The 22,219-nt window shown below is 40.9% G+C and carries 22 protein-coding genes; 12 read left to right on the top strand and 10 right to left on the bottom strand.

Annotated features, from left to right (window positions below):
- The first annotated feature begins 114 nt into the window (after positions 1 to 114).
- Positions 115 to 588 (top strand): redoxin family protein, encoded by a 474-nt coding sequence (locus ACXAC4_RS00510; RefSeq protein ID WP_475158311.1) that lies wholly within the window; start codon positions 115 to 117, stop codon positions 586 to 588.
- 119 nt (positions 589 to 707) lie between these two features.
- On the opposite strand, the gene ACXAC4_RS00505 is transcribed toward ACXAC4_RS00510, so the two are convergent.
- Together ACXAC4_RS00505 and ACXAC4_RS00500 are read right to left on the bottom strand one after the other, a co-directional pair.
- Positions 708 to 1,496 carry an amidohydrolase gene (locus tag ACXAC4_RS00505; RefSeq protein WP_475158309.1) on the bottom strand — a complete coding sequence of 263 codons (789 nt, stop codon included), beginning with the start codon at positions 1,494 to 1,496 and terminating at the stop codon, positions 708 to 710.
- A complete protein-coding gene (locus tag ACXAC4_RS00500; RefSeq protein ID WP_475164002.1) occupies positions 1,484 to 2,578 on the bottom strand; it encodes a methionine aminotransferase in 1,095 nt (364 codons plus the stop codon). Before ACXAC4_RS00500 ends, ACXAC4_RS00505 begins: the two co-directional genes overlap by 13 nt.
- Positions 2,579 to 2,723: 145 nt before the next feature.
- Between ACXAC4_RS00500 and ACXAC4_RS00495 the strand changes: the two genes are divergently transcribed.
- From ACXAC4_RS00495 to ACXAC4_RS00480, 4 genes are all read left to right on the top strand, one after another.
- The gene (locus tag ACXAC4_RS00495) at positions 2,724 to 3,338 is read left to right on the top strand and encodes a methylthioribulose 1-phosphate dehydratase (protein WP_475158308.1); all 615 of its coding nucleotides are present in this window, start codon (positions 2,724 to 2,726) and stop codon (positions 3,336 to 3,338) included.
- Complete coding sequence (gene mtnC, locus ACXAC4_RS00490) at positions 3,335 to 4,021, top strand: acireductone synthase (protein ID WP_475158306.1); 687 nt, start codon at positions 3,335 to 3,337, stop codon at positions 4,019 to 4,021. The genes ACXAC4_RS00495 and mtnC overlap by 4 nt, the downstream gene beginning before the upstream one ends.
- Positions 4,018 to 4,560, top strand: coding sequence for a 1,2-dihydroxy-3-keto-5-methylthiopentene dioxygenase (locus ACXAC4_RS00485; RefSeq protein ID WP_475158304.1), 543 nt, complete (start codon positions 4,018 to 4,020; stop codon positions 4,558 to 4,560). The genes mtnC and ACXAC4_RS00485 overlap by 4 nt, the downstream gene beginning before the upstream one ends.
- 137 nt (positions 4,561 to 4,697) lie before the next feature.
- Positions 4,698 to 6,890, top strand: a complete 2,193-nt coding sequence (locus ACXAC4_RS00480; protein ID WP_475158302.1) for a winged helix-turn-helix domain-containing protein — start codon at positions 4,698 to 4,700, stop codon at positions 6,888 to 6,890.
- Between the two features lie 54 nt (positions 6,891 to 6,944).
- Here ACXAC4_RS00480 and ACXAC4_RS00475 read toward each other — a convergent pair whose 3' ends face one another.
- Together ACXAC4_RS00475 and mtnA are read right to left on the bottom strand one after the other, a co-directional pair.
- Entirely contained in the window at positions 6,945 to 7,151 is a 207-nt protein-coding gene (locus tag ACXAC4_RS00475; RefSeq protein ID WP_475158299.1) for a hypothetical protein, read from the bottom strand.
- 306 nt (positions 7,152 to 7,457) lie between these two features.
- Positions 7,458 to 8,480, bottom strand: a complete 1,023-nt coding sequence (gene mtnA, locus ACXAC4_RS00470; protein WP_475158297.1) for an S-methyl-5-thioribose-1-phosphate isomerase — start codon at positions 8,478 to 8,480, stop codon at positions 7,458 to 7,460.
- A 118-nt stretch (positions 8,481 to 8,598) separates the two neighbouring features.
- Here mtnA and mtnK point away from each other — a divergent pair, with 118 nt between their 5' ends.
- A complete protein-coding gene (gene mtnK, locus ACXAC4_RS00465) occupies positions 8,599 to 9,801 on the top strand; it encodes an S-methyl-5-thioribose kinase (RefSeq protein WP_475158294.1) in 1,203 nt (400 codons plus the stop codon).
- Between the two features lie 88 nt (positions 9,802 to 9,889).
- Here mtnK and hemE read toward each other — a convergent pair whose 3' ends face one another.
- Positions 9,890 to 10,954, bottom strand: a complete 1,065-nt coding sequence (gene hemE, locus ACXAC4_RS00460) for a uroporphyrinogen decarboxylase (RefSeq protein ID WP_058028479.1) — start codon at positions 10,952 to 10,954, stop codon at positions 9,890 to 9,892.
- A gap of 460 nt (positions 10,955 to 11,414) precedes the next feature.
- On the opposite strand from hemE, the gene rsd reads away from it, so the two are divergent.
- The gene (gene rsd / locus ACXAC4_RS00455; RefSeq protein ID WP_475158292.1) at positions 11,415 to 11,885 is read left to right on the top strand and encodes a sigma D regulator; all 471 of its coding nucleotides are present in this window, start codon (positions 11,415 to 11,417) and stop codon (positions 11,883 to 11,885) included.
- A gap of 89 nt (positions 11,886 to 11,974) precedes the next feature.
- Here the strand turns inward: rsd and fkpA are convergent, their stop codons facing one another.
- A complete protein-coding gene (fkpA, locus tag ACXAC4_RS00450; protein ID WP_475158290.1) occupies positions 11,975 to 12,733 on the bottom strand; it encodes an FKBP-type peptidyl-prolyl cis-trans isomerase in 759 nt (252 codons plus the stop codon).
- Between the two features lie 238 nt (positions 12,734 to 12,971).
- Here fkpA and ACXAC4_RS00445 point away from each other — a divergent pair, with 238 nt between their 5' ends.
- The gene (locus tag ACXAC4_RS00445) at positions 12,972 to 13,961 is read left to right on the top strand and encodes a WD40 repeat domain-containing protein (protein WP_475158289.1); all 990 of its coding nucleotides are present in this window, start codon (positions 12,972 to 12,974) and stop codon (positions 13,959 to 13,961) included.
- On the top strand, positions 13,958 to 14,170 hold the full coding sequence (locus ACXAC4_RS00440) for a SlyX family protein (RefSeq protein ID WP_475158287.1): 213 nt from the start codon (positions 13,958 to 13,960) through the stop codon (positions 14,168 to 14,170). Before ACXAC4_RS00445 ends, ACXAC4_RS00440 begins: the two co-directional genes overlap by 4 nt.
- A 39-nt stretch (positions 14,171 to 14,209) precedes the next feature.
- Here ACXAC4_RS00440 and ACXAC4_RS00435 read toward each other — a convergent pair whose 3' ends face one another.
- A complete protein-coding gene (locus tag ACXAC4_RS00435) occupies positions 14,210 to 14,410 on the bottom strand; it encodes a YheV family putative zinc ribbon protein (protein ID WP_058028474.1) in 201 nt (66 codons plus the stop codon).
- Between the two features lie 175 nt (positions 14,411 to 14,585).
- Here ACXAC4_RS00435 and ACXAC4_RS00430 point away from each other — a divergent pair, with 175 nt between their 5' ends.
- The 3 genes from ACXAC4_RS00430 (at position 14,586) to ACXAC4_RS00420 (ending at position 17,223) form a co-directional block, all read left to right on the top strand.
- On the top strand, positions 14,586 to 16,502 hold the full coding sequence (locus ACXAC4_RS00430; RefSeq protein WP_475158286.1) for an ATP-binding cassette domain-containing protein: 1,917 nt from the start codon (positions 14,586 to 14,588) through the stop codon (positions 16,500 to 16,502).
- Complete coding sequence (locus ACXAC4_RS00425) at positions 16,502 to 16,948, top strand: TIGR02444 family protein (RefSeq protein ID WP_475158284.1); 447 nt, start codon at positions 16,502 to 16,504, stop codon at positions 16,946 to 16,948. The genes ACXAC4_RS00430 and ACXAC4_RS00425 overlap by 1 nt, the downstream gene beginning before the upstream one ends.
- 134 nt (positions 16,949 to 17,082) lie before the next feature.
- Positions 17,083 to 17,223, top strand: a complete 141-nt coding sequence (locus tag ACXAC4_RS00420; RefSeq protein ID WP_083496476.1) for a DUF3149 domain-containing protein — start codon at positions 17,083 to 17,085, stop codon at positions 17,221 to 17,223.
- A 137-nt stretch (positions 17,224 to 17,360) separates the two neighbouring features.
- Here ACXAC4_RS00420 and ACXAC4_RS00415 read toward each other — a convergent pair whose 3' ends face one another.
- Genes ACXAC4_RS00415 through ACXAC4_RS00405 form a run of 3 tightly spaced genes read right to left on the bottom strand, consistent with a single transcriptional unit; the run spans position 17,361 to position 21,931 of the window.
- Entirely contained in the window at positions 17,361 to 18,584 is a 1,224-nt protein-coding gene (locus ACXAC4_RS00415; protein ID WP_475158282.1) for a DUF1302 family protein, read from the bottom strand.
- Entirely contained in the window at positions 18,585 to 19,391 is an 807-nt protein-coding gene (locus ACXAC4_RS00410) for an outer membrane lipoprotein-sorting protein (RefSeq protein WP_475158280.1), read from the bottom strand. It lies immediately after the preceding gene.
- On the bottom strand, positions 19,388 to 21,931 hold the full coding sequence (locus tag ACXAC4_RS00405) for an efflux RND transporter permease subunit (protein ID WP_475158279.1): 2,544 nt from the start codon (positions 21,929 to 21,931) through the stop codon (positions 19,388 to 19,390). Before ACXAC4_RS00405 ends, ACXAC4_RS00410 begins: the two co-directional genes overlap by 4 nt.
- Positions 21,932 to 22,219 lie beyond the last annotated feature (288 nt).

Here is a 22,219-nt window from a genome sequence, read left to right as displayed (position 1 = left end):
ATAAACACTTTATTTACATTAATTAAACACTAGATAAACCTTACTCTTTCTCGGTGTTTATCTATCAATTTTAAAGCTACACTCTGTAAACTAATTACATTGAGAGAAGATATCATGATCGAACAAGGCCAAGCCCTACCGAATGTTGTGCTAACCGAACTGACTACTGACGGCATGAAAAATCACCAAGTGTCTGAATTTTTTGCAGATAAAAAAGTTGTGTTATTTGCTGTACCAGGCGCTTTCACACCAACTTGCTCTGCCGCTCATCTACCTGGTTATGTTGTGCTTGCTGATCAAATCAAAGCAAAAGGCGTTGATATTATTGCCTGTGTGTCAGTTAACGATGCATTTGTAATGAAAGCTTGGGGTGAAGCACATAATGCCAGCGAATTAATGATGCTAGGTGATGGCGATGCGGCATTCACTAAAGCCATTGGTCTAGATAAAGAAACAGGCAGTTTTGGCGGTGTGCGCTCACAGCGTTATGCCATGATCATTGAAAATGGCGTAGTGACTGAGCTTGCAGTAGAAGCGGCAGGTGAATTTGAAGTATCAAAAGCGGAATCTATCTTAGAAAAACTTTAATACCAATCCTCAATAATACGCTTTGAAGTAGAAAAGAAAGTGTAACAAAAATGGGCACGTATTCACGCGCCCATTTTTATTTGATTAACCAGAGCTTTGGTTAATTAGCTGGTTAATATCTAAAAATTAATCGAGAAATCATCCGCATCTAAATGAGCAGGAAAGCTTTTTCTAAATTGCTCAAGTTTCTCTTTGTTGAGCTCAGTGATCACAACTCCAGGCTTGTTATCTTCACCCAAAGCCAAAGCTTCACCTACAAAATCATAGGCAGCCGTTCCACCATTATGCGCAACGCCATTACCATCATCACCCACCCGGTTACTGGCTAACACGTAACATTGGTTTTCAATGGCTCGAGCTTGTAGCAAAGTATCCCAAATACGACGGCGCGCCGCTGGCCAGTTAGCAACATTAACCATCACATCATAGTCGTTACGATTACGCTGAAACACCGGGAAGCGTAAGTCATAACAAATCTGCGACAACAATCTAAAACCTTTAATGGTGAAAACTTTACGAGAATCGCCTGCACGCACATAGTCACCTTCTTTGCCTAAGCAAAATAAATGGCGCTTATCGTAGAACTCAAAGCGACCATCTGGCCAACACCAGTAAAAACGATTGGCTTTCTTACCCATTTGTTCAACCAGTACAGAGCCCGCAACCACCGCATTGTGTGCAGCCGCTTGAGTTTGCATCCAGTTAAAAACAAGCCCTTGCTCAGCTTCTGCAACATCTAAATTAATCGCAAACCCTGTAGCAAAGGTTTCAGGTAAGAGAATTAAATCAACCGACTCAATGTGCTGTAATTGCATCGTTAGGTTGTCTAGATTTTGCTGCGGCTGTAACCAGGCAATATCGCTTTGCACTAAGGCAACTTTTAAATTTTCTGAGTTTATAGCTGACATAACTTCTCCGCAGCAGCAATCAATGTTGAGTCTTCTTTGGCAAAACACAAACGGATCACTTTATCGTTTGGTGTTTGGTTATAGAATACACTCAACGGGATCGCGGCAACCCCCACGTCTTTGACAAGGTATTCGCAAAACGCCATATCGTCTAACTCGGAAATATCACTGTAATCTAACAATAAGAAATAAGTGCCTTCGCTTGGCAAAATTTTAAAGCGACTCTGTGCGAGCGCTTCGATTAACAGGTCGCGCTTTTGCTGATAAAACGCGCTTAACTCGTCAATGTGCTCAGGCTGCTGTGCCATCGCATCGGCGATAGCCAACTGTGCTGGCGTGAAACTCGAGAAGTTGACATACTGGTGGATTTTACGAAATTCTGTCATCAATGCCGCAGGCGCAACACAGTACCCCATTTTCCAACCTGTACAGTGGAATGTTTTACCAAAACTCGACACCACAAAACTGCGGGCAAATAAGCTTTCATCACGTAATGCACTTAAATGCGCTTGTCCATCGAAGCAAATGTGTTCATACACTTCATCGCTGATCAAATATAAGTCATGCTGTTCAAGTAAATGTTTTAACGCCTTAATGTCAGCTTGCTTTAACGTCTTAGTGCTTGGGTTATGTGGGGTGTTGATAATAATGGCTTTGGTTTTATCTGTAACTGCCTCAGCCACTTGCTGCCAATCAACGTTATAATCTGGTGCGGTTAGCGCGATATGCACGGTTTTACCACCCGCTAACTCAATCGCTGGCTTATAAGAGTCATAAGCAGGATCAAATACAATCACTTCGTCTTCAGGGCTAACTAATGTCTGAATGGCAACATATAAGGCTTCGGTTGCACCCGATGTCACTGTAACAGAGTGCTCTGCATTCACCGTCAGGCCATACTTGCGTTCAACCAACTGCGCAATTTGCTGTTGCAAAGCAGGGACACCACTTGATGGTGCGTATTGGTTAAAACCGCTTTTGCTGTAATGTGCCAGCCGCTCTTTTAACAACGCAGGTGTATCAAATTCAGGAAAACCCTGAGATAAATTAAGTGCTCGATACTGATTTGCCAAACCAGTCATTTGCGAGAATATACTCACGCCTAAATTAGGTAATTTACTTTGCACAAGGGCCCCTTTTTTGTTGATGGTGCTTTCGCACGAGCGATGCTATCATTGCCAAAAATAGATGTATAGCCGTCTAAAATTATTTTTGAGATTCTTTATTATGCAGAATAATGCCGCAAAAAGCGCACTGATAGAAGCGGGTCGTTGGGTAAGCCAAAAAGGCTGGGTACCCGCGACAGGTGGAAACTTCTCAATTAAAACAGAAACAGGCTTTGTTGTGACAGCCAGTGGTTACGATAAAGGCCACTTAGCACCTGAGCATTTCTTAGAACTTAATCAACAAGGCGAGATCACCTCCGGTAATGGTAAGCCTTCGGCTGAAACAGCTCTACATTTAAAACTGTATCAACTTCAACCTGATACTGAATGCGTATTGCACACTCACTCAGTAGCGGCCACTGTGCTATCACGCTTTATTAAAGGTGACTCCTTGTATATACAAGGCTATGAGATGCAAAAATCGTTACGCGGTATTAGCAGTCACGAAAGCACATTAAAGATTGCCATTTTCGACAATGACCAAGACATCGACAGACTGGCGGAGCTTGTTGCACAGCGCCATCAATCTGAGCCTGTAGTCCATGGCGTGTTGATCCGTGGTCATGGTTTATATGCCATGGGTAACAGTGTGGCAGAAACCCGTCGCCATATTGAAGGGCTAGAGTTTTTATTCGCCTGTGAATTAGAACGCATTAAATTGGAGTCAGCTCTATGATCAAAGCCATCATCACCGATATTGAAGGCACCATTACTCGTATCTCATTTGTGAAAGACATTCTGTTCCCGTATGCCGCTCAGCATCTTGCGCAATTTGTCGAGCAAAACCAAGACAAGCCAGAAGTCGCAGAGCAAATACAGGCGGTAAAAGCCGAAATCGCGCAGCCTGACGCGCCATTAAGCACAGTCATTGATGCCCTACTTGGTTGGATAGCCGAAGATAAAAAAATCACGCCACTTAAACAACTGCAAGGTTTGATCTGGCAAACAGGTTACCAACAAGGTGACTTTACCGGCCACATCTACCCAGACGCACAACAGTTTCTTACTGAGCAACAAGCCGCTGGCCGTGAGTTGTATGTGTATTCATCGGGCTCAGTAAAAGCACAACACTTGTTATTTGAATACTCCGATTTTGGCGATATTCGCCCGTTATTCAGTGGCTATTACGACACCAAAGTCGGTGGTAAAAAAGAGCAAATATCTTATGAAAATATCTTGGCGCAGATCCCTTTTACGGCCAATGAAGTGGTATTTTTAAGTGATGTGTTAGCAGAGTTAGATGCAGCCAAAGCGGCGGGTATGCATACCTTACAGCTGTGGCGCGATGACCAAGCTCGTAGCGAAACACACCCATTTATCGAAGATTTTACACAATTTAATGAAGCGTTATTTGTATGAGTAATTTAACTATCTACCGTCATGATGAGCCTGCGCAAGCAATCTTCCAAAGCGCGAACTTTAAAGCCATTCAATCCGAGCTAAACAAAGCTGGCGTGTTATTCGAGCAATGGCAAGCAAATGCCGAAATTGCAGCCGAAAGTACACAAGAAGATATTATTTCAGCCTACGCGGATGACATTGCCCGTGTACAACAAAATGGTGGCTACCAAACCGTAGACGTTATCTCGTTAGCCAAAGGCAACCCAAATGCCGCCGAATTAAGACAAAAGTTTTTATTCGAGCATACTCACAGTGAAGATGAAGTGCGCTTCTTTGTGAAAGGTCAGGGGCTATTTTGTTTGCATTTAAACGAGCGCGTTTATCAAGTGCTATGCCAGCAAGGTGATTTAATTTCTGTACCAGCAAACACCCAGCATTGGTTCGATATGGGCAGCGACCCTGAGTTTACCGCCATTCGCTTTTTCAATAATGAAGCGGGTTGGGTTGCACAAAGCACCAACAGCGACATTGCCACACAATTTCCTATTTTAGATTAAGCAACCTCAAAATCTACCAAGCCTCTTCGCGAGGCTTGTTTACAATTATTAAACCTTCCCCTTGAAATATATAAAGTTTGGGTTTTTAATTGCGCCTGTCAACAAAGCACTATTAACAAAATAGCAAGGAAATGAACTTGAGTTCGACAATGGCACGTTACAAGATTGGCGCTTGGATCTGTGACTTCGCAACACAATCCATTACAGATGGCACACAAAAAAGAGAACTTGATCCTCTATCATTTAAGTTACTCGAGTACTTTATTCTAAATAATGAACGCATCATCACGCGACAAGAGCTTACAGAGCAAGTTTGGCAAAAAGGGTTTGTTGATGATAATGCGATTAATCGCGCCATTTCTGATCTTAGGAAGACCTTAAAATCAGAACTCGAACCGGGCCTATCGATAAAAACACACTACCGAAAAGGCTACTCACTGTTCTTGCCTGTTGAAAATATAACAGCAAATAGTGCAACAACTGGCCCAATAAAACATTCACCGGCCAATAGCAAACCGCTTACAATCTCTAGTAATAAATCGAATAATAGCAAACATTTGTTTGTATTATTTAGTATCACTATTGTGAGTTTAATCTTATTCTTTTTGTATCAACCTCACACAAATTCTGAACCACAATCAAAAGCTGACTTGACGCATGCAGAGCCAATTGAATTCACGTCTCGCTCTTTGTCTTGGTATAAAGGAACACATATTAACGAGATGCTTTCGCCAAACCATAGATATTTGGCACATCAGAATGTATCAAGCTACAGCGCAGGACTAGGCAACAAGGTTCATGTATTAAACTTAGAAGAAGAAAAAATTAAAGTCATTGAGTTACCCTTTGAAAAAATAAAGCTGCAGGGCTGGTCTGATCATAGCCAACGGCTCTACTTTTCTAAGCAAAATGACAACCCGCTTGAAGGGAGGCTTGGTCAGACATACTGTGGCATTTGGTCTATAAGCGACTTTGAATCAACTCACCCCACCATCGAAGAGTTGATTAGTTGTAAGAAACTAGCGGACCTCCCTATTGGAAGCCGCGTTTCTTCATTAGATGATATTTTATTTTTTAATAAAAGAGCCTATCAAGATGGCTCATATGCAGATGCTATATATTCCTATGTTCTGGAAAATCAACAAGAATATCGCATAACAACACCCAGTAAAGTGGCAACTGGGGACAAACTACTCGGCGTAATAAGAAACCCTGATAAAATCGTTTTCCAACGCTTTACAGGCAATGGTCATAAGTTATATATCAGCAGTGCAAACGGGCATGCTCCTCAAAAAATAGCCGATTTATATAATATAATCAGAGGTGTTAGTTATGATGAACAGCAGTCGCTTTTATCTTGGGTATCGCTTGCTGAAAATACACTTTACCAATTTAAACTAGATACATTTGAACTGTTAGAACCTTTGAAATTGAAGCTGCCTAGACTCAATCACGCCTTTGTAATCAATCCTAATCACATTTTAGCAACGTCATCAATTTTTGATACGGACGCCTACCAATTTAATGTTCTTACTCAGAAAATAACTGCATTCGCGAGACCCAGTATTTCTGAATACAACTTGCTCTTAATCGATGACAATTCATACGCCTTAACGTTATTTGATTGGCAAACTGATAGTTTCAAGATAGTAAAATACATTGATGAAGCCTACAAGAAAGTTCAAATTATTGATGATCCACAATTTAACTTGATGAGCTCCGACCCTGACCATAAGCAAGCAATTGTTGGCGACTTTCAAAACCAAAAATATCAACTCGTCCACTTACCAAGCTTTGAACCTAAATTAGATCTCCCCTTAAAAGGCAGGATCGTATATTTAAAAGCAAGAAAAGATAGAGTCGTTGCACTGAATCAAGATGCTGAAACAGGCACCCGTTTACTCTTTGTTTACGATATGCGCTTTAAGCAAAAAACGTCAATTTCTATATCTAACCCATATCAGTTTGACTGGTTAGATAACCAAACGATTGTCTTTACTGATCTAAAAAATCAACTTTATATATATGATGTAGTAAAACATGAAACTAAGTTACAGCTGTCAATTCCTGAGTTAAATGCTGATTTCAAAACAAATCATCCTGTTCAGCTCGCCGCAGATGAAACCGGTATCTATCTCGCAAAGGAAACAGGTCTTGTTTATAAACTTAAACTCGGCTCTTCACCAGAATTAAGCCCTTTAGTCGATCTCTCTGAAAAAATTGACAAACCGATCCGGCTGTATTCAATTCGCGCTCAAAAAGGTAACCTTTTGTTCAGCAGCCCGAGTGAAAGTGATAATGAGATCTTAAGTCTGACATCAAAACCATAACTTAGTTTTTACCAATCCTCTTAATTAAGTGTTCTATTTTGAGGATTGGTTTTACTATTGCACACGCTCAATTGTCATTAAGAATAGTTCTGTGGCTGCCGAGTTATTACTTTCACTTTTAACGAACTTAGTATTCATTGAGGGGGTTAAACCTTGCTCTACGTTATCCCTACTGCTTTTCGCACTTGCTTGCTCTTCTAATGCACATGACTCTAGTAAGCTTGATAACATTAACGCGATTATCATTGGGCTAAATTTCATCTCTCATTCCTTAATTAAGCATTTTTATTATATCTGCTGCAGCAATTCAAAAGTGTATCGGTTGTTGCGATAGAGCTAATGTACTCAGGAATGTAAAAGAAGTCGCTTATCAAACTCATATAAAAGAAACAATAAGACCTTATTAAAACTTATTCATAAATAACAACACCTTAAATTTAAAAAACATCTTCTTTTTGGCAGGCAGAATGAATTACTTGGGAAGGTTTAGGTGCTCAATACTAAAGATTAAACACCTAAGAAAACCGAGTTTAGGCTAGTTAGAAAACGCAATTATCAAATTTCAACTTACAAGGCTTTTAATGCACCCGCTGCCACTTGGGCTTGATCATATACACCAGTATTGAGCACCCAACCTGTTACGAGCTTTGCTGGGGTCACATCAAATGCAGGGTTAAATACTTGCGCATTGTTTGGCGCCCACTGGCAATCTCCAAAGCTACCACTGACCCCTGTTACCTCTGCCGCTGCACGTTGTTCAATAGGGATATGTTGACCATCAGGGCAATCAACATCTAGGGTGGTTGTAGGCGCAACGACATAAAACTCAACACCATGGCAATGCGCTAATACCGCCAAGTTGTAAGTCCCCACTTTATTGGCAAAGTCACCGTTTGCAGCAATACGATCTGCACCAACAAAAATTTTATCTACCTTGCCTGCCGCCATTAGGCTAGCTGCCATATTGTCACAAATTAAGGTGTATGGAATTTGCCAGCTTTCAAGCTCAAATGCGGTTAGACGACCACCTTGTAATAAGGGTCTGGTTTCATCTACCCAGACATGAATATCACCGTGTTGTTGATGCGCGTGATAGATCACCCCAAGTGCTGTGCCAACACCTGCTGTCGCCAAAGCTCCAGTATTACAATGGGTTAAAATTTGCTCACCGGGTTTCACAAGCTCAGCGCCCAGTTTCGCCATTGCATCACATAGCGCAACATCTTCGTTAAATAAACGCTCAGCTGCTGTGACTAACGCATCGACAAACGCTGTTTGCTTGAGGGCTTCACGCATCTGTTTCATACAGTGCATTAAGTTAACAGCCGTCGGTCGGGTGGCTTCTAACTCATTGATCGCTTGGGCTAAATCAGTTTGGCTCATGCCCTGCTCAGCCAAATGTGCCACCAACAAAGTGGCTGCCAAGCCAATTAAAGGCGCGCCGCGCACTTTTAACGACAGAATTAATGTTTGCATCTCAGACACACTATTACACAGGTGCCAATGTTGCTCATGCGGCAGAAGGTACTGATCTAAAACATATAGTTTTCCATCTTGATATTTTAGGCTGCGCGCCAGCAAATTTTGCATGTAAGTCACTCCAAAATGATAACCGCTAGATTTTACATAAAGACACAAAGAAGTATAGACATCTAAACATTTAAAAATATAGAATGCCGCAATTATGTTCTTCACAGTGATAAAGAGTATGGCTGACTATATTGCTTTTGATAACGCACAAGCCCTGAGTTATATCGAGCAGCTTGGCGAGTTTTTTGAACCAAACGCACAACTCACTTGTAACGAGTTTGGCGATGGTAATTTAAATTTGGTATTTCGCATTGCGGATCAAAATGGCAACAGCATTATTCTTAAGCAAGCTTTACCCTATGCCCGCTGTGTGGGTGAATCTTGGCCGTTAACCCTAGATAGAGCGCGTATTGAAGCATCCGTTCTGAAAAAGCATGGGTTAGTGTGCGAGCAACATACCGCTAAAGTACTGCACACCAACGATGACCTTGCAGTTACTGTGCTTGAAGATTTGGGTCATATGGCTATTTTGCGCAGCGAATTAAATCTAGCAAAATCCTATCCAAAACTTGGTGCTGATGTGGCCACTTATTTAGCAACAAGCAGTTTTTATTACTCCGATTTCTATTTAAAGCCTGCGGAGAAAAAATCGTTAGTCCAAGAATTTACAAACCCTGAGCTATGTTCGATCACAGAAGACTTGTTCTTTGATGACCCGTATCGAGTGTCTGAACGCAATAACTACCCAGTTGAGTTAGAAACCGATGTGCAACGTTTACAACAAAACCCTCAATTACTTCGCCAAGTTGCACAGTTAAAGAGTTTATTCTTCTCTGCGCCACAAAGTTTATTACATGGTGATGTGCATACAGGCAGTATTTTTGTCGATCAGAACAGTACCAAATTAATCGACCCAGAATTTGGCTTTTTCGGCCCAATTGGTTTCGACTTAGGCTCATTCATCGGTAACCTATTACTTAACTACTGCGCGCAAAATACTCGAATTAAAGAAACTCCTAAGCGCCGTCAAATACAGTCTTATCTATTGACTCAAATACAACAGTGTTTAAATGATTTTGAAAGCATTTGGCTAACATTAGCAGCGCAACATACCCGTGATTTAGCACTACAAGCACAAGGTTATGCACAACAGTTTGTAGAGCAAATTCTTCAAGACGCGTTAGGTTACGCAGGCACTGAATTAATTCGCAGAACAATAGGTCTTGCTCATGTAGTAGATATTGATGCTATTGAAGATGACAGCGCGCGTCTGCAAGTACAAAAGCAAACCTTATTACTCGGTGAGCAATTAATTTTGCATGCTGAAGAATGTGAAAACAAAGAGTCGGCTTACCAGCTGATTGTGAGCTTGGTCCAGTAGAATTTAGCTCGGTATGTGATACACAAAGACAAATAAAAAAGCCTTAACTTTTCAGCTAAGGCTTTTTTGTACAAACTCTTAAAGCTTATTACTTGTGGTATTGACCACTGAACTCATGTACAGAGTTGATGAATACACCTGCGTTCTCAGGATCTACGTCTGGTGTAATACCATGACCTAGGTTGAATACGTGACCAGAGCCTTCACCATAGCTTGCTAGAATGTTTTGTACTTCTTCACGAATACGCTCAGGTGTACCGTGTAGCATTGCTGGATCCATGTTGCCCTGAAGCGCCACTTTATCACCAACACGACGACGAGCATCACCAATATCAATCGTCCAGTCTAGACCTACCGCATCACAGCCTGTTGCTGCAATTGCTTCAATCCATTGGCCGCCATTCTTAGTGAATAACGTCACTGGCACTTTACGACCATCGTTTTCACGAATTAGACCATCAACAATCTTGTGCATGTATTGCAGTGAGAACTCTTTATAATCACGCGGGCTTAATACACCACCCCAAGAGTCAAAGATCATAAGCGATTGTGCACCTGCTTTAACCTGTGCGTTTAGGTAATCAATTACTGAATCAGCGACTTTATCTAGCAATAGGTGAAGTGTTTTTGGCTCAGCAAAAGCCATCTTTTTAATCTTACCAAACGTCTTGCTCGAACCACCTTCAACCATATAAGTAGCTAGCGTCCAAGGAGAACCAGAAAAACCAATAAGTGGTACTTCACCTTTCAGCTCACGACGAATGGTGCTTACCGCATTCATTACATAGCCAAGCTCGTCAGTAGGGTCGATATTAGGGATCTTTTGAACATCTGCTAAAGAGCTGATTGGGCGTTCAAATTTAGGGCCTTCACCTGTTTCGAAGTACAGACCTAAGCCCATTGCATCTGGAATAGTTAAGATGTCGCTGAACAGAATTGCCGCGTCTAACGGGTAACGACGAAGTGGTTGTAAAGTAACTTCACATGCCAATTCTGCGTTCTTACACAAACTCATAAAGTCACCAGCTTGCGCACGTGTTGCGCGATACTCTGGTAAATAACGTCCAGCCTGACGCATCATCCATACTGGCGTTACATCAACAGGTTGTTTCATTAACGCACGTAAATAACGATCGTTTTTCAATTCGCTCATAGCGTATCTCGATTCCAAAGCCTAAAAAATTGCGCAAATTGTATCACTAATTATGCGCAGGCTCTATCTAAACGCCCAAGCAAAGTGATTTGTCATGATCTAGATTAAACCACTAACGCTTCAACCACTTATGGAAAGACAAGCAAAAAAATTAAAAAACATCTTGTTAAACTATTTGCAACAACAAAAAAAGCTTGGTATAACTTCCCCCGCGTTAAAAAAATAACAACAAAACACCTTTAATAATAAAAATAACTTTTAATTTTAATAAAAATAAAAACTGCTAAACCAATTGATAAACCACCTTCGGGTGGTTTTTTTATGCCCACAACCACAAAAATTCTTAACCGATTAATTTCAATAACTTACAAGCAAACCTGAACAAATAATGAAAAAAATGGTTGACCTTTGAGCTAGATTTTCTTTTTATAGAGGAAACAACACGCTAAAGGAGTTCGCTATGTTATCAAGATTTGAAGAAGCCCAACAAAAATGGGGTGGTAGTCACAGCGTTATCGATGCATGGTTAACTGAGCGTCAGGAATTGTTATTACAGTTTTGTAAATTAGCAGGCTTCGCGCCATTCGAACAAAACGATCATGCACTGCCTGACCAAGTGCAGATCCAAAGTTTTTGTCAGATCATGATGGATTACTTATCCGCTGGTCATTTTGAAGTGTACGACAACATGGTACAGGCCTGTAAAGAGAAAGGTCCTAAGAGTGTTGCACTGGCCAATGCACTCTACCCTCGCATCTCTGAAACAACAGATGTTGCGCTGGATTTCAATGATAAGTATGCGGAAGCGTCTCAAGATGCAAGCTTAGGAAGTTTTGATACAGACCTATCTAAATTAGGTGAAGTGTTAGAGTTACGTTTTGAGCTTGAAGACGAGCTAATTGAAAACTTTTACGCAAATCATACTGATTAGAAAAGAATTAAGACAATCTTTAGACACAAAAAAGGGTTCATGTAGAACCCTTTTTTTTAAGCTTTTTGGTATAACACCAACCCGCTTATTTACTCAGCTGCAGCCGCTTTTTTCTCTTGTTGGATCTCAAGTAACTCAACTTCAAATACTAGCGTTGAGTTTGCAGGGATCTTACCAAGGTCACGTTCACCGTACGCAAGCTCTGAAGGAATCGTGAATTTAAACTTAGAACCTTCGTGCATTAACTGAAGACCTTCTGTCCAGCCTTTAATTACTTGTTGTAGACCAAATGTCGCAGGCTCGTTACGTGAATATGAGCTATCGAACTCAGTACCATCGATTAAAGTACCTTTGTAATGTACTTTTACTACATCAGTTGCAACTGGCTTTTTACCGTCACCTTCACTAATCACTTCATATTGAAGGCCAGACTCAGTCACAGTTACACCTTCTTTTTTAGCATTGTCAGCTAAGTATTGGATGCCTTTTTCTTTGCTTTCTTTTGCTAACGCTTCTGCTCTTTCAGCTTGCTTAGCTCGAACCGTCGTATCAAGTGCAGTTAATACTTCACGAATTTTCGCTTCATCTAATTTTGCTTCACCCGCTAATGCATCTTTAAAACCACGCATTAGAAGTTCTTGATCCAGCTCTACACCGATCTCTTTTTTATCAGCAAGGTCTTTTTGTAAGAAATTACCAACAGACGCACCAATACCATAAGCTTGTTGTTGTAGTTCTGTTTCTAGTTTTACTTCTGCTGGTTTTTGTTCAGCTTCTGCTTTTTGATTACACGCAGTTAGCGCCAATACCGTCGCTGCAATTAAAGACAGTTTAATCGTCTGTTTCATTCTATTTCTCCGGCTCACTTATTGTGGCCTTTACTATTTACTTGAAAGGTTAAATTTATGTATCCACATTATCATTCATATGCTTCGATGCCAATCCTCATGCGGCTATCGTCATCCAAGCTTCACAACGCGACTTTCCGGCTTTGATGCGCTACTATCAATAAAAAGCGCCATTATATGGACATGAGCGCAAGTGTACCCTTTGTGAAACAGAGCGTTAAGGGAAAAAGCCTAAACTATGCAAAGTATTCGACTCTTTCTTACTACTGCAATCTGCACCTTGCTGCTGGCGTGTACTCCTTCAGCAAAACAAGCGTCACATACCGTAGAGCATGCTGTGCGAGGCTCGTTTGCAGCCGCTATCTCTGCAGACGGTCGATACTCTTTGATTTCATCGGTCGAGCATGGCGTTAGCCTATGGGACAATCAAAGTCATGGCTTAAAATACCAATGGCAGCATTCTGTAGATCCCGAAAACCTAGTGCATTCACTCGCCATCGCCTATGACAACAGCTTTGCTGTGACTGCCGCCAACGATACATTTGCCGTTTGGAATATTCAAACCGGTAAAAACCAAGGCTATTACCAAATAAAAACTGCCACGATCCGCGATATCTCAATTAGCAATCAAGGCCGCTATGTAATGTATGGTCGCAGTGATAATGTCATTGTCCATCTCGACTTAGTCAACGGTAGACGCTTAGAGTTCCTCGGTCATCAAGAAAAAATCAATAGTATTGCGTTATCACCTAACGGTCATTTCGCGTTAAGCGGCGGTAATGATTACACCGCCTATTTTTGGGACACTAAAACTGGGCAAGTACTCCACCGTTTTAATCATCCCAGTCGCGTCACTAAAGTCGCCTTAGATGCCAGTGGTCAATATGCGTTTACCGCCGACAGTTTAAAAAAAGCCAGTGTCTGGCAACTCACTTCAGGTGATCTCGTATCACAATTGCAGTATATTGCTCGCCAGAAAATCTTTAGCGCCGTTCGCTTCAATGAAGATGCATCACTTATTGCCACAGGCTCTCCGAATCGCGAATTATCGCTTTGGCGGGTGAATGACGGCCAGCAACTAGACACCTTTTTAGTAAAACCAAGAGAAGGCAGCCGCCCTAAATCAGCGGTGGTATTTGATGTTGCTTTTACTGATAACGAGCGCAGTTTAACCACAGAGAGCTCAAGTGGTTTACTAGAAATATTTACCGATTTGGATACACAATGACAGAATTAGAAAACCGCGTGATGGAGTTAGAAGCAAAAATTGCTTTTCAGGACGATACCATCGAAACACTTAACGATGAGCTTCGCACCCATCAAAAGCATTTAGCAAAAATGCAGCGCCAGTTAGAATTATTAGCGCAAAAAATTAAAGAAGGGGGTGACAGTGGGTTAATGCCTCAACATCAAGAGCCACTACCGCCGCATTACTAACCGAGTACCTGATTAATAATAAATACGTTTAAGCCGGTGTTACTCTGGCTTAAATACACCAATTACTTGCTCAAATTGGCGTGTTGATGCTTGCACCGCATCTTTTGGTTGCGTCATCTTATGACCACATTCAACACATTCTACTTTTTCTACATCATGCTCTTTATATAGCATCATGACATCTTGCTTATTACACTCAGGACATACTGCCCCAGCGATAAAGCGTTTCTTCTGTTTCATCTTCTACTCGACCCGCGATTAAGTTATGCCCTATTCTATCTCAATACCCGATTTATACGAAACACGTTCACTCTGTTTGCAGAAATAATACCGACCTTCAAGTGGAAGATAGAGTTGAGCCCAACAAAGCACTTCATGCTATGATAGCCGCATTATTTATTGTTGCTGTAACACTATGATCCAACTGTCAGATATCGAGCTACTTCGCGGTGGCAAAACCCTACTTAAAAACGCCAGTGCAACACTTTTTCCAGAGCACAAAGTCGGCCTTGTCGGCGCCAACGGCTGTGGTAAATCATCTTTGTTTGCATTGTTAAAGGGCGAACTACAGTTAGATTCGGGTGAGTTTCAATTTCCAAAAGATTGGTCAATTGCCTCAGTAAAACAAGAAACCCCAGCGCTTGAGATCAGTGCTCTTGATTATGTACTGCAAGGTCATCCTGAATATTACGCCTGCCGCATTGCACTGCGTGATGCAGAAGCGAGCGATGACGGCGCAAAACAAGCGCAAATACACCAACAAATTGAGCACCTAAAAGGCTACAGCATTGAGGCCAAAGCCGGTGAACTATTACACGGTCTTGGATTCAGCAACGAGCAAATCGATAACCCAGTGAGTGCCTTTTCAGGTGGGTGGCGTATGCGCTTAAACCTCGCTCAAGCACTCATTCGCGACGCAGATTTACTCCTACTCGATGAGCCTACCAACCACTTAGACCTAGATGCAGTTTACTGGTTAGAACGCTTTTTACGAGCATATACCGGTACATTGGTGCTGATCTCTCACGACCGCGAGTTTTTAGATGCCGTGGTAGACCAAATTTGGCATATCGACCGTAACCTTATTAATGTTTATAAAGGCCATTACTCTCAGTTTGAACGTCAAAAAGCAGAGCGCATGGCACAGCAACAAGCTTTGTTCGACAAGCAACAAGAGCAAATTGCTCATTTAGAAAAGTTCATAACTCGCTTTAAAGCCAAAGCCAGTAAAGCAAAACAAGCACAGAGCCGTGTTAAAGCCCTAGAGCGTATGGAAAAGCTTGCCCCGGCACATGCTGATTCGCCATTCGATTTTGAATTTGCCGAGCCTAGTGCACTTCCAAACCCATTGATGACGCTAGATAACGCGCAAGCAGGCTATGGCGACATCACGATCTTGCATCAAATTAAGCTTAACCTAGTGCCAGGCAGTCGCATTGCACTACTTGGTCGCAATGGTGCGGGTAAATCAACCCTTATCAAGTTGCTTGCGGGCGAATTGCAGCCGCAATCTGGCGAAGTCTTTCAGCATCAAGGATTAAAAATTGGTTACTTCGCGCAGCATCAGCTCGAATCACTAGATTTACAAGCGAGCGCTGTGACACATTTACAACGTCTTGCACCCGATGCACCGGAGCAGTCTCTACGTGACTTCTTAGGTGGCTTTGCCTTTAACGGTGATCGCGCTCTAGAACCGGTTGCCCCGTTTTCTGGAGGGGAAAAAGCCCGTTTAGTTCTAGCTATGCTGGTATTCCAAAAGCCAAACTTACTTTTACTGGATGAACCAACCAACCACTTAGACCTAGAAATGCGTCATGCCCTCGTTATGGCGCTACAGGGCTTTGAAGGCGCGATGGTGACGGTATCGCACGATAGACACATGCTAAAAAATACCGCCGATGAATTTTATCTGGTAGATAACGGCAGCGTATCGCAATTTGGCTATGATTTAGATGAGTACTATCAATGGTTACTGAATGCCAATAAAGCCGATAGCAAAAAAGAGCAAGTCGAAGTAAAAGCGCATTCAAGCAGTAACCGTAAAGAAGTGAAACGCCTTGAAGCCGAGTTCAGAAAGTCAGTTCAACCTTTGAAGAAAGAAATCGATAAGCTTGAAAAGCAACTAGACAAGTTTTCAGAGCAGTTATCTGATGTTGAAAACCAGCTGGGCGACAACGATTTATATAGCGATGAAAACAAAGCCAAGCTCACCGAGCTGCTTAACAAACAAGCTGAGTTAACGCCAAAAGTGAACCAAATAGAAGAAGACTTATTAATGGCGCTTGAAGAGATGGAAGAAAAACAAGCTGAATTTGAGGCAAGTCTCGCCTAATGTCTAAACTCACGCCCGACACATTGTGGCAATTTGCATGCGATATATATAGTAAAAATGGCGTGCAACCTTTGCTGCTCGAGCTACAAGACGAGCAGCAAAAAAACGTAAACGTATGCTTATTACTGTTATTCCTCGACAGTCTAAAACTACAACTAACACCGACTCAGTTTTCAGCGCTCAACAATGCCGCTGCGCTCAGTGATGCTCAATTATTGAACCCGCATCGCTTAACCCGACAAAATCTTAAAACACACCATTCGCACCGCACTGACTATGCGGTTATTCGCAAACAATTGCTCGAAAATGAGTTAGCCCTTGAAAAATTACAGCAAAGCTTATTATTAGACGCGCTACCGAGTTCAATCAGCGTTAACAGCGATGCTGACAACCTAGCTCTTTATTTATCTGAGCAAGATAAAAAACGCCTTTTCCAGTGCCTTTAGCGACGAAAAGCATGATCAAGATCAAGCTCTGAACCTAAGCCCAGCTGACCAGAAAACAAACTTGATCTCGATCATATCAAGCCCACCATCCCTCACCTATGATTACTTCATCGAGTGATTAGGAGGCCAAGGCCATGAACGTATTCTTTAGAGATTTTTTTAGCGACCCAGTGTTGTTTCTTTCATTTGGTATCTTGGGCACAGTGATTGTGCTATGCGCTTACTACGTTTATTACTTCATGAAGAAGATTAACGAGTCAGAAGCTCCTGAATAACATTTTTTTGTGGTCTTGCCTTTGACCCACTTTAAATAAAGGCATTTGTTCCCCGATAGAGACGAATTAAGCACGACGCACAAAGCACCTTACTAACCTAGTTAGTCGGGTGCTTTTTATTTGTGGCAAATACCAAACTAGAAAATAAAATCTAGTTTAAAGTAAATTCGGCTATTGTTTTTGAACTGCCCTAAAGCCGAATTTTTACTACCAAAGTAATTTATCAAACCACCACTAATGCCCATATTTTCACGCAGCTTATAAGCGATATTAAATTTGTTCAACTGACTCAATTTGCCCCTATGCTTCTCTAAGATCAAATCATTCTGAATAAACAATCTCTCGGCCAAAAAGTACTTTGAAACAGACACAGAACCTTGTTCATAACGCCGATTAATCGCATGGTTTTTAGCTGCATTCAATTGATGAAAGTTTGCGTATTGAAAACTAAAACTCAATGTATCCAAAGCATAATCAAAACCTGCCAGCATACTCAATCTATCTACTTCCAATGTACCTTGGGAAGATGAAACTTGAGAGTCGGGCTGCCAAGCAATATCCGAACGGAAAACCCACACACCTAAAGGTCTTGAAAGTGAAACGCCAAATAACTTTTTTCGATAAAGGGTAAGAGCCTCATTAGACTCATTCAATTGCTCAGGTTTAGGGTCAAAGTCCCATCCATAGTAACTATATAACCCTACATCCCATTCCCCCAAAAAAACCCTTAACCTAGAGGCTAAGCTTGTGTTCTTTAATGTAAAGTCATTTGGTAGATTGAAGTTATTTTCAATCCCAGATATGGATAGATTGTCAAACTCACTCCCATTTATTGGTAAAAGAGTGCTTTGAACATCGGGAATTATAAGAAACTGAAAATCTCCGTCTTCTAGAATTCTGGACAAATTTAACATGGTTAGAGGCAATCTTGCCTCTTCTAAATCGTCCATATAAGCAAGTAAATGCTCTCGAGTATCCAGTGGGTTAATCGTATCTAAAACTCTGAAATAATCGCTTTGCCCCCAAGTAACTTGCTGCTTGCCTAAGACTAACTCCCAGTCATCAAACATACAATTTACAGTTGCATTACGTATATCAAGGTCCTCATCACTGACGTACCCAGCAACTTTTTGATTGGTATTACTACGTTGAAGTAGCTTTTGAGCTCTCAACTCAACTTCAGCGAGACATTTATCATGTACTGCTGTTCCCCAAGCAAGCTTTGCAAAATACTTTTCAGATGCGACACCCGACTTTTCCGTTCCAGCTGCAATTTGATAGTAAATTTCCGTTCGCTCAATCTCAGCAAAAGCGCTGCCAGATAGCAACGCCGAAGCTGCAAATAGCTTGAAGAGGTTCATCTACAAACCTCTCTTCAGACTAACTAAGCTAAATTGGGAGTTGGAAAATGACTTATTATACTTAATATCATCAAGCACCAACTCCGTCTTATCACCCGTTTGGTGATTATTGACTGTCAAATGAGTGATTGTCCAAAAACTTTCAATCTGTTTAATTGAGTTTGCAACCCGTGTTTTTAATAACAACCCGTGCTCGTCATAGTAAACTTCTTTAAGTAAGATATGCCTTTGGGTATCAACCCAAAGAACTTTTTTGCTATAGCCCGTTTTAAACTTTGCCTCATCATTCGCAATTTGGCCTGAGATTTTCGTAACCTTAATGCCATCTAGCTGTTCTTCACCTTCAACTTTAAAAGTAAAGTCTTGTAACTGAAGACGCTCTAGATCAGCATATGTCAGTTCACTACTCACAAAGCGGCCACGCTTATTCTTCGCAGACAACCTTTTGGTCTTTCTCATCGCTGGAATGTATAGCCAGATATCGTCTTGCTTTGCTGATGTTTCATCGTAAGCATGTAACATCACTCCTGTCCCTTGCACCTCAGCTGGCTTATGGATATAGATCAGTGACTTTAAATCTGCGCCTTCATCTTGCTCCAATAATGTGATTTCACGAGAACGCTTAAAACCGCTCTTACTCGTTAGTGTCATACTGAATCTAGATTGTCGAGTCTGCCCGTCGTCCCTAAACTTTACAGCCTCTAAAATTTCATATGCCTTTGTGTCATTATTTTGAGCATTGACAGTGTGTGACGAAATAAGACTGCTCAATATAAAAAATATTCCTATCGAATAATTGAACTTCATTTTGAAAATCCTTCTAAATTAAGTTGTGTTGTTTTTGGTATGGTTAAGTATTTTTCAGATAATAAGCGCACTAAAGTTGGTAGGATAAATAACGTCGCAATGGCAGAAAGCAGCATTGTCATCGCAACCAGATACCCTAAGTTCGCTAAGGCTGCGAATGTCGAAAAGCCCAATACCGAAAAGCCTAAACTCAAGACAAATGTGTTGAATATGATAGGCCTGAATACCGCTTTTAAAGCCGCTTCTATGGCGCTCTCTGTACTACTGCCCATATTTTTATGCTGTAAAAACCGACTAATAAAATGAATCGCGTAGTCCACACCTACCCCTATCGCGATCGCAGCAACCAAGGCTGTTCCAATATCAAGATCCATTCCGATAAGAGGCATAATTGAAAAGTTGAAATAAACTGTCAAACTCAATGGAACTGCGCCTAACACACCGAATTTAAAAGACTTAAACATGATACTCAGTAATATCACAACACCTAATAAAGACATACTTAGGCTCGTAATTTGTCCATAGATCACTTCATTTTTAGTTGAAACTAATAACTCACCAAATCCACTGGCTTCGATCTCAATATTTTCAGGTAGGATAGTCTGTGCAAACAACAAAACATCATTAAGTGTTTTTTCTACAACCGTAGACTGATCTGAATGATTAAAAACAATGATGCGAGCCGTTTGGTAAGTAGGATCAACAGTATCAAATACGCCTCGTCCATCACTACTTTCATATAAAAAGAAATATTGACCGACTAAGTACCCCTCATCAATTGGCAATTTAAACTCATCTATGTTGTCTTCGTTTAACCTTTGATTTAAGAGTTTTATAAAGTCGACTGCTGAATAAGAAAAGCCTACGTCAGCGTGCTCGGCCAAACGATGCTGAATCTGTTCTATTTTTCTTAAATTCTCAGCCTGTTTAAAGGTATCTGGTTGATTCGATTTTAGTGTTAAGCTAAACACCATCGAGCCAGCAAAATACTGATTTATGATTTCATCATCAATTCGAACTTGGCTCTCTTCATCAAAGTATTTGATTGCTTTATTATCAATACTTAATTGAGAAAGTGAGAATCCACACCCAACCACCAACATCGTTATAACAAGTAAAAAAGACTTTTTGCGCTCAGCAATAAGCCTGTTTACTACTAAAATACAACGCTCCGATCTGCTTTCTTGCTCAAATTGACTAACATTCGTGTCAATCGACTTTGTTTTTGCGAGCTTTAACAGAACTGGGGGCAATAAAAGCACCGTAATTATTAAGGCAAAAATCACACCTATCGCTACAAATAAACCAAACTCTTTAATAAAAACTATATCTGTACTCATTAAAGATAAAAAACCAACAGCCGTTGTTAAAGTTGTAATTAGCATCGGCGTCCAAAGCGATTTCAAAGTATCAAAAACGGCTTGTTTTCTTGGTTTTGATTTAGCCTCATGGTTGAACTCTGTTAGCACATGTATAGTATCGGCAACCCCTATCGAAATAAGAAATACAGGTAACATAGTAGAAACTATGTTTTGCTTCACCCCTAAAAATGCCATCAAACCCAGTGTCCAAATAACACTTAATATTGCAACTGTCAGTGGTAGAATGACACCTCTTGGGCTTTTAAACATTAAAAACAATATCACCATGACCACTAAGATTACGGCAGGAAATAGGCGGTCACTATCTTGTTTCATAGACAACGCTTGCTGACTTGTTACAACTGGAGGTCCACCCAAATGGTAGCTATTTTCACTTTGAAGTTGTTCAATCACATTGAGCGCACTTAAATAAAACTTTTGCATATTTGGTGCATCACTTTCAGGGATCAGAAGCTCAACTTGCATATTGGTCGCTTGACCAGTTGGCTCAAAGAGTGCTCCCATTAATATAGGGTTAGATAGTGCTTCATGTTTTAATGCTTTTAGCTCCACTTCTGTTTTAGGCACAGAAAACATCATCGGATGAATGTCGATCATATCGTCTGAACTTGTAATACTTTCGACGCTGACTATGCTTCTGATTTTTTTCACCGGTCTTACTCTGATTAAAAAGTCTTGTAACCAAAGCTTGCCGTCATAATCTATGTGCTCTGAATTTAAATGATTAATTAAGCTATTTACTGAATCGAAGTCCGTCGTAGTGATACCACCTTGTTTGATTCGCTCAATTAATGATTGTGCTTTTTGATCAATCCCAAATTGGCTCAATCGTTGTAAATCTGATTGCTCTGTTAAAGTTACCTTTAGAAGTTGATGGTGTATTTGGTAAACTTCGTTCAACGGCTTTTCTTGAAACAAATCGCTTTGCTTATTGATAACTGAGATAAATAGTGATTCGCCGCTACTCGTAAAGTGTTTTTTTACATATCTATCGGCTTGCATGCTTGGATGTTCCGCACCCAAAAAATATGGTGTGGCATTAGTCTTCAGTGTTACCAATTGAGTTAGCATAAAGCCCGTGATGACCAATAAAGACAGCAACGGCAACCACCATCGCTTAAGTAGAAATGATATAAATCCCTCTCTCCAAGAGCTCATTTTAATTCCTGTTAATTATTTAAATGTAGTAAAAGCATTTTACAAGGCATTAAACCGATGCTTTCAGGTATGTATGAGTTGAAAAATGACATGGAATAGTGAAGCAGAGCTGACTTTTGCTCTGGCTATAGCTTTGGAAAATATATTTTCATACGTAAAGCCATCACATAAAGCACTGATTATTTTGATAAATTCAGCACCTCTTTATAGAAAGCTAAATTTTAAAAAGCCTATTTTCCTGTCAAGCACTCATACAATAAATGGTAAGGACAGTTTCACTATGACTGA

It is taken from the genome of Pseudoalteromonas sp. AWM4_233, from assembly GCF_056158285.1.
The sequence above is the reverse complement of the archived record's forward strand: the minus strand, read 5'-3'. Positions and strand labels throughout refer to the sequence as shown.

Excerpts from the sequence above, each read along its gene's own strand:
- ACXAC4_RS00510 (WP_475158311.1), top strand. The coding sequence starts at position 115 with ATGATCGAACAAGGCCAAGCCCTACCGAATGTTGTGCTAACCGAACTG.
- ACXAC4_RS00505 (WP_475158309.1), bottom strand. The coding sequence starts at position 1,496 with ATGTCAGCTATAAACTCAGAAAATTTAAAAGTTGCCTTAGTGCAAAGC.
- ACXAC4_RS00500 (WP_475164002.1), bottom strand. The coding sequence starts at position 2,578 with ATGACTGGTTTGGCAAATCAGTATCGAGCACTTAATTTATCTCAGGGT.
- ACXAC4_RS00495 (WP_475158308.1), top strand. The coding sequence starts at position 2,724 with ATGCAGAATAATGCCGCAAAAAGCGCACTGATAGAAGCGGGTCGTTGG.
- mtnC (WP_475158306.1), top strand. The coding sequence starts at position 3,335 with ATGATCAAAGCCATCATCACCGATATTGAAGGCACCATTACTCGTATC.
- ACXAC4_RS00485 (WP_475158304.1), top strand. The coding sequence starts at position 4,018 with ATGAGTAATTTAACTATCTACCGTCATGATGAGCCTGCGCAAGCAATC.
- ACXAC4_RS00475 (WP_475158299.1), bottom strand. The coding sequence starts at position 7,151 with ATGAAATTTAGCCCAATGATAATCGCGTTAATGTTATCAAGCTTACTA.
- mtnA (WP_475158297.1), bottom strand. The coding sequence starts at position 8,480 with ATGCAAAATTTGCTGGCGCGCAGCCTAAAATATCAAGATGGAAAACTA.
- mtnK (WP_475158294.1), top strand. The coding sequence starts at position 8,599 with ATGGCTGACTATATTGCTTTTGATAACGCACAAGCCCTGAGTTATATC.
- hemE (WP_058028479.1), bottom strand. The coding sequence starts at position 10,954 with ATGAGCGAATTGAAAAACGATCGTTATTTACGTGCGTTAATGAAACAA.
- rsd (WP_475158292.1), top strand. The coding sequence starts at position 11,415 with ATGTTATCAAGATTTGAAGAAGCCCAACAAAAATGGGGTGGTAGTCAC.
- fkpA (WP_475158290.1), bottom strand. The coding sequence starts at position 12,733 with ATGAAACAGACGATTAAACTGTCTTTAATTGCAGCGACGGTATTGGCG.
- ACXAC4_RS00445 (WP_475158289.1), top strand. The coding sequence starts at position 12,972 with ATGCAAAGTATTCGACTCTTTCTTACTACTGCAATCTGCACCTTGCTG.
- ACXAC4_RS00440 (WP_475158287.1), top strand. The coding sequence starts at position 13,958 with ATGACAGAATTAGAAAACCGCGTGATGGAGTTAGAAGCAAAAATTGCT.
- ACXAC4_RS00435 (WP_058028474.1), bottom strand. The coding sequence starts at position 14,410 with ATGAAACAGAAGAAACGCTTTATCGCTGGGGCAGTATGTCCTGAGTGT.
- ACXAC4_RS00430 (WP_475158286.1), top strand. The coding sequence starts at position 14,586 with ATGATCCAACTGTCAGATATCGAGCTACTTCGCGGTGGCAAAACCCTA.
- ACXAC4_RS00425 (WP_475158284.1), top strand. The coding sequence starts at position 16,502 with ATGTCTAAACTCACGCCCGACACATTGTGGCAATTTGCATGCGATATA.
- ACXAC4_RS00420 (WP_083496476.1), top strand. The coding sequence starts at position 17,083 with ATGAACGTATTCTTTAGAGATTTTTTTAGCGACCCAGTGTTGTTTCTT.
- ACXAC4_RS00415 (WP_475158282.1), bottom strand. The coding sequence starts at position 18,584 with ATGAACCTCTTCAAGCTATTTGCAGCTTCGGCGTTGCTATCTGGCAGC.
- ACXAC4_RS00410 (WP_475158280.1), bottom strand. The coding sequence starts at position 19,391 with ATGAAGTTCAATTATTCGATAGGAATATTTTTTATATTGAGCAGTCTT.
- ACXAC4_RS00405 (WP_475158279.1), bottom strand. The coding sequence starts at position 21,931 with ATGAGCTCTTGGAGAGAGGGATTTATATCATTTCTACTTAAGCGATGG.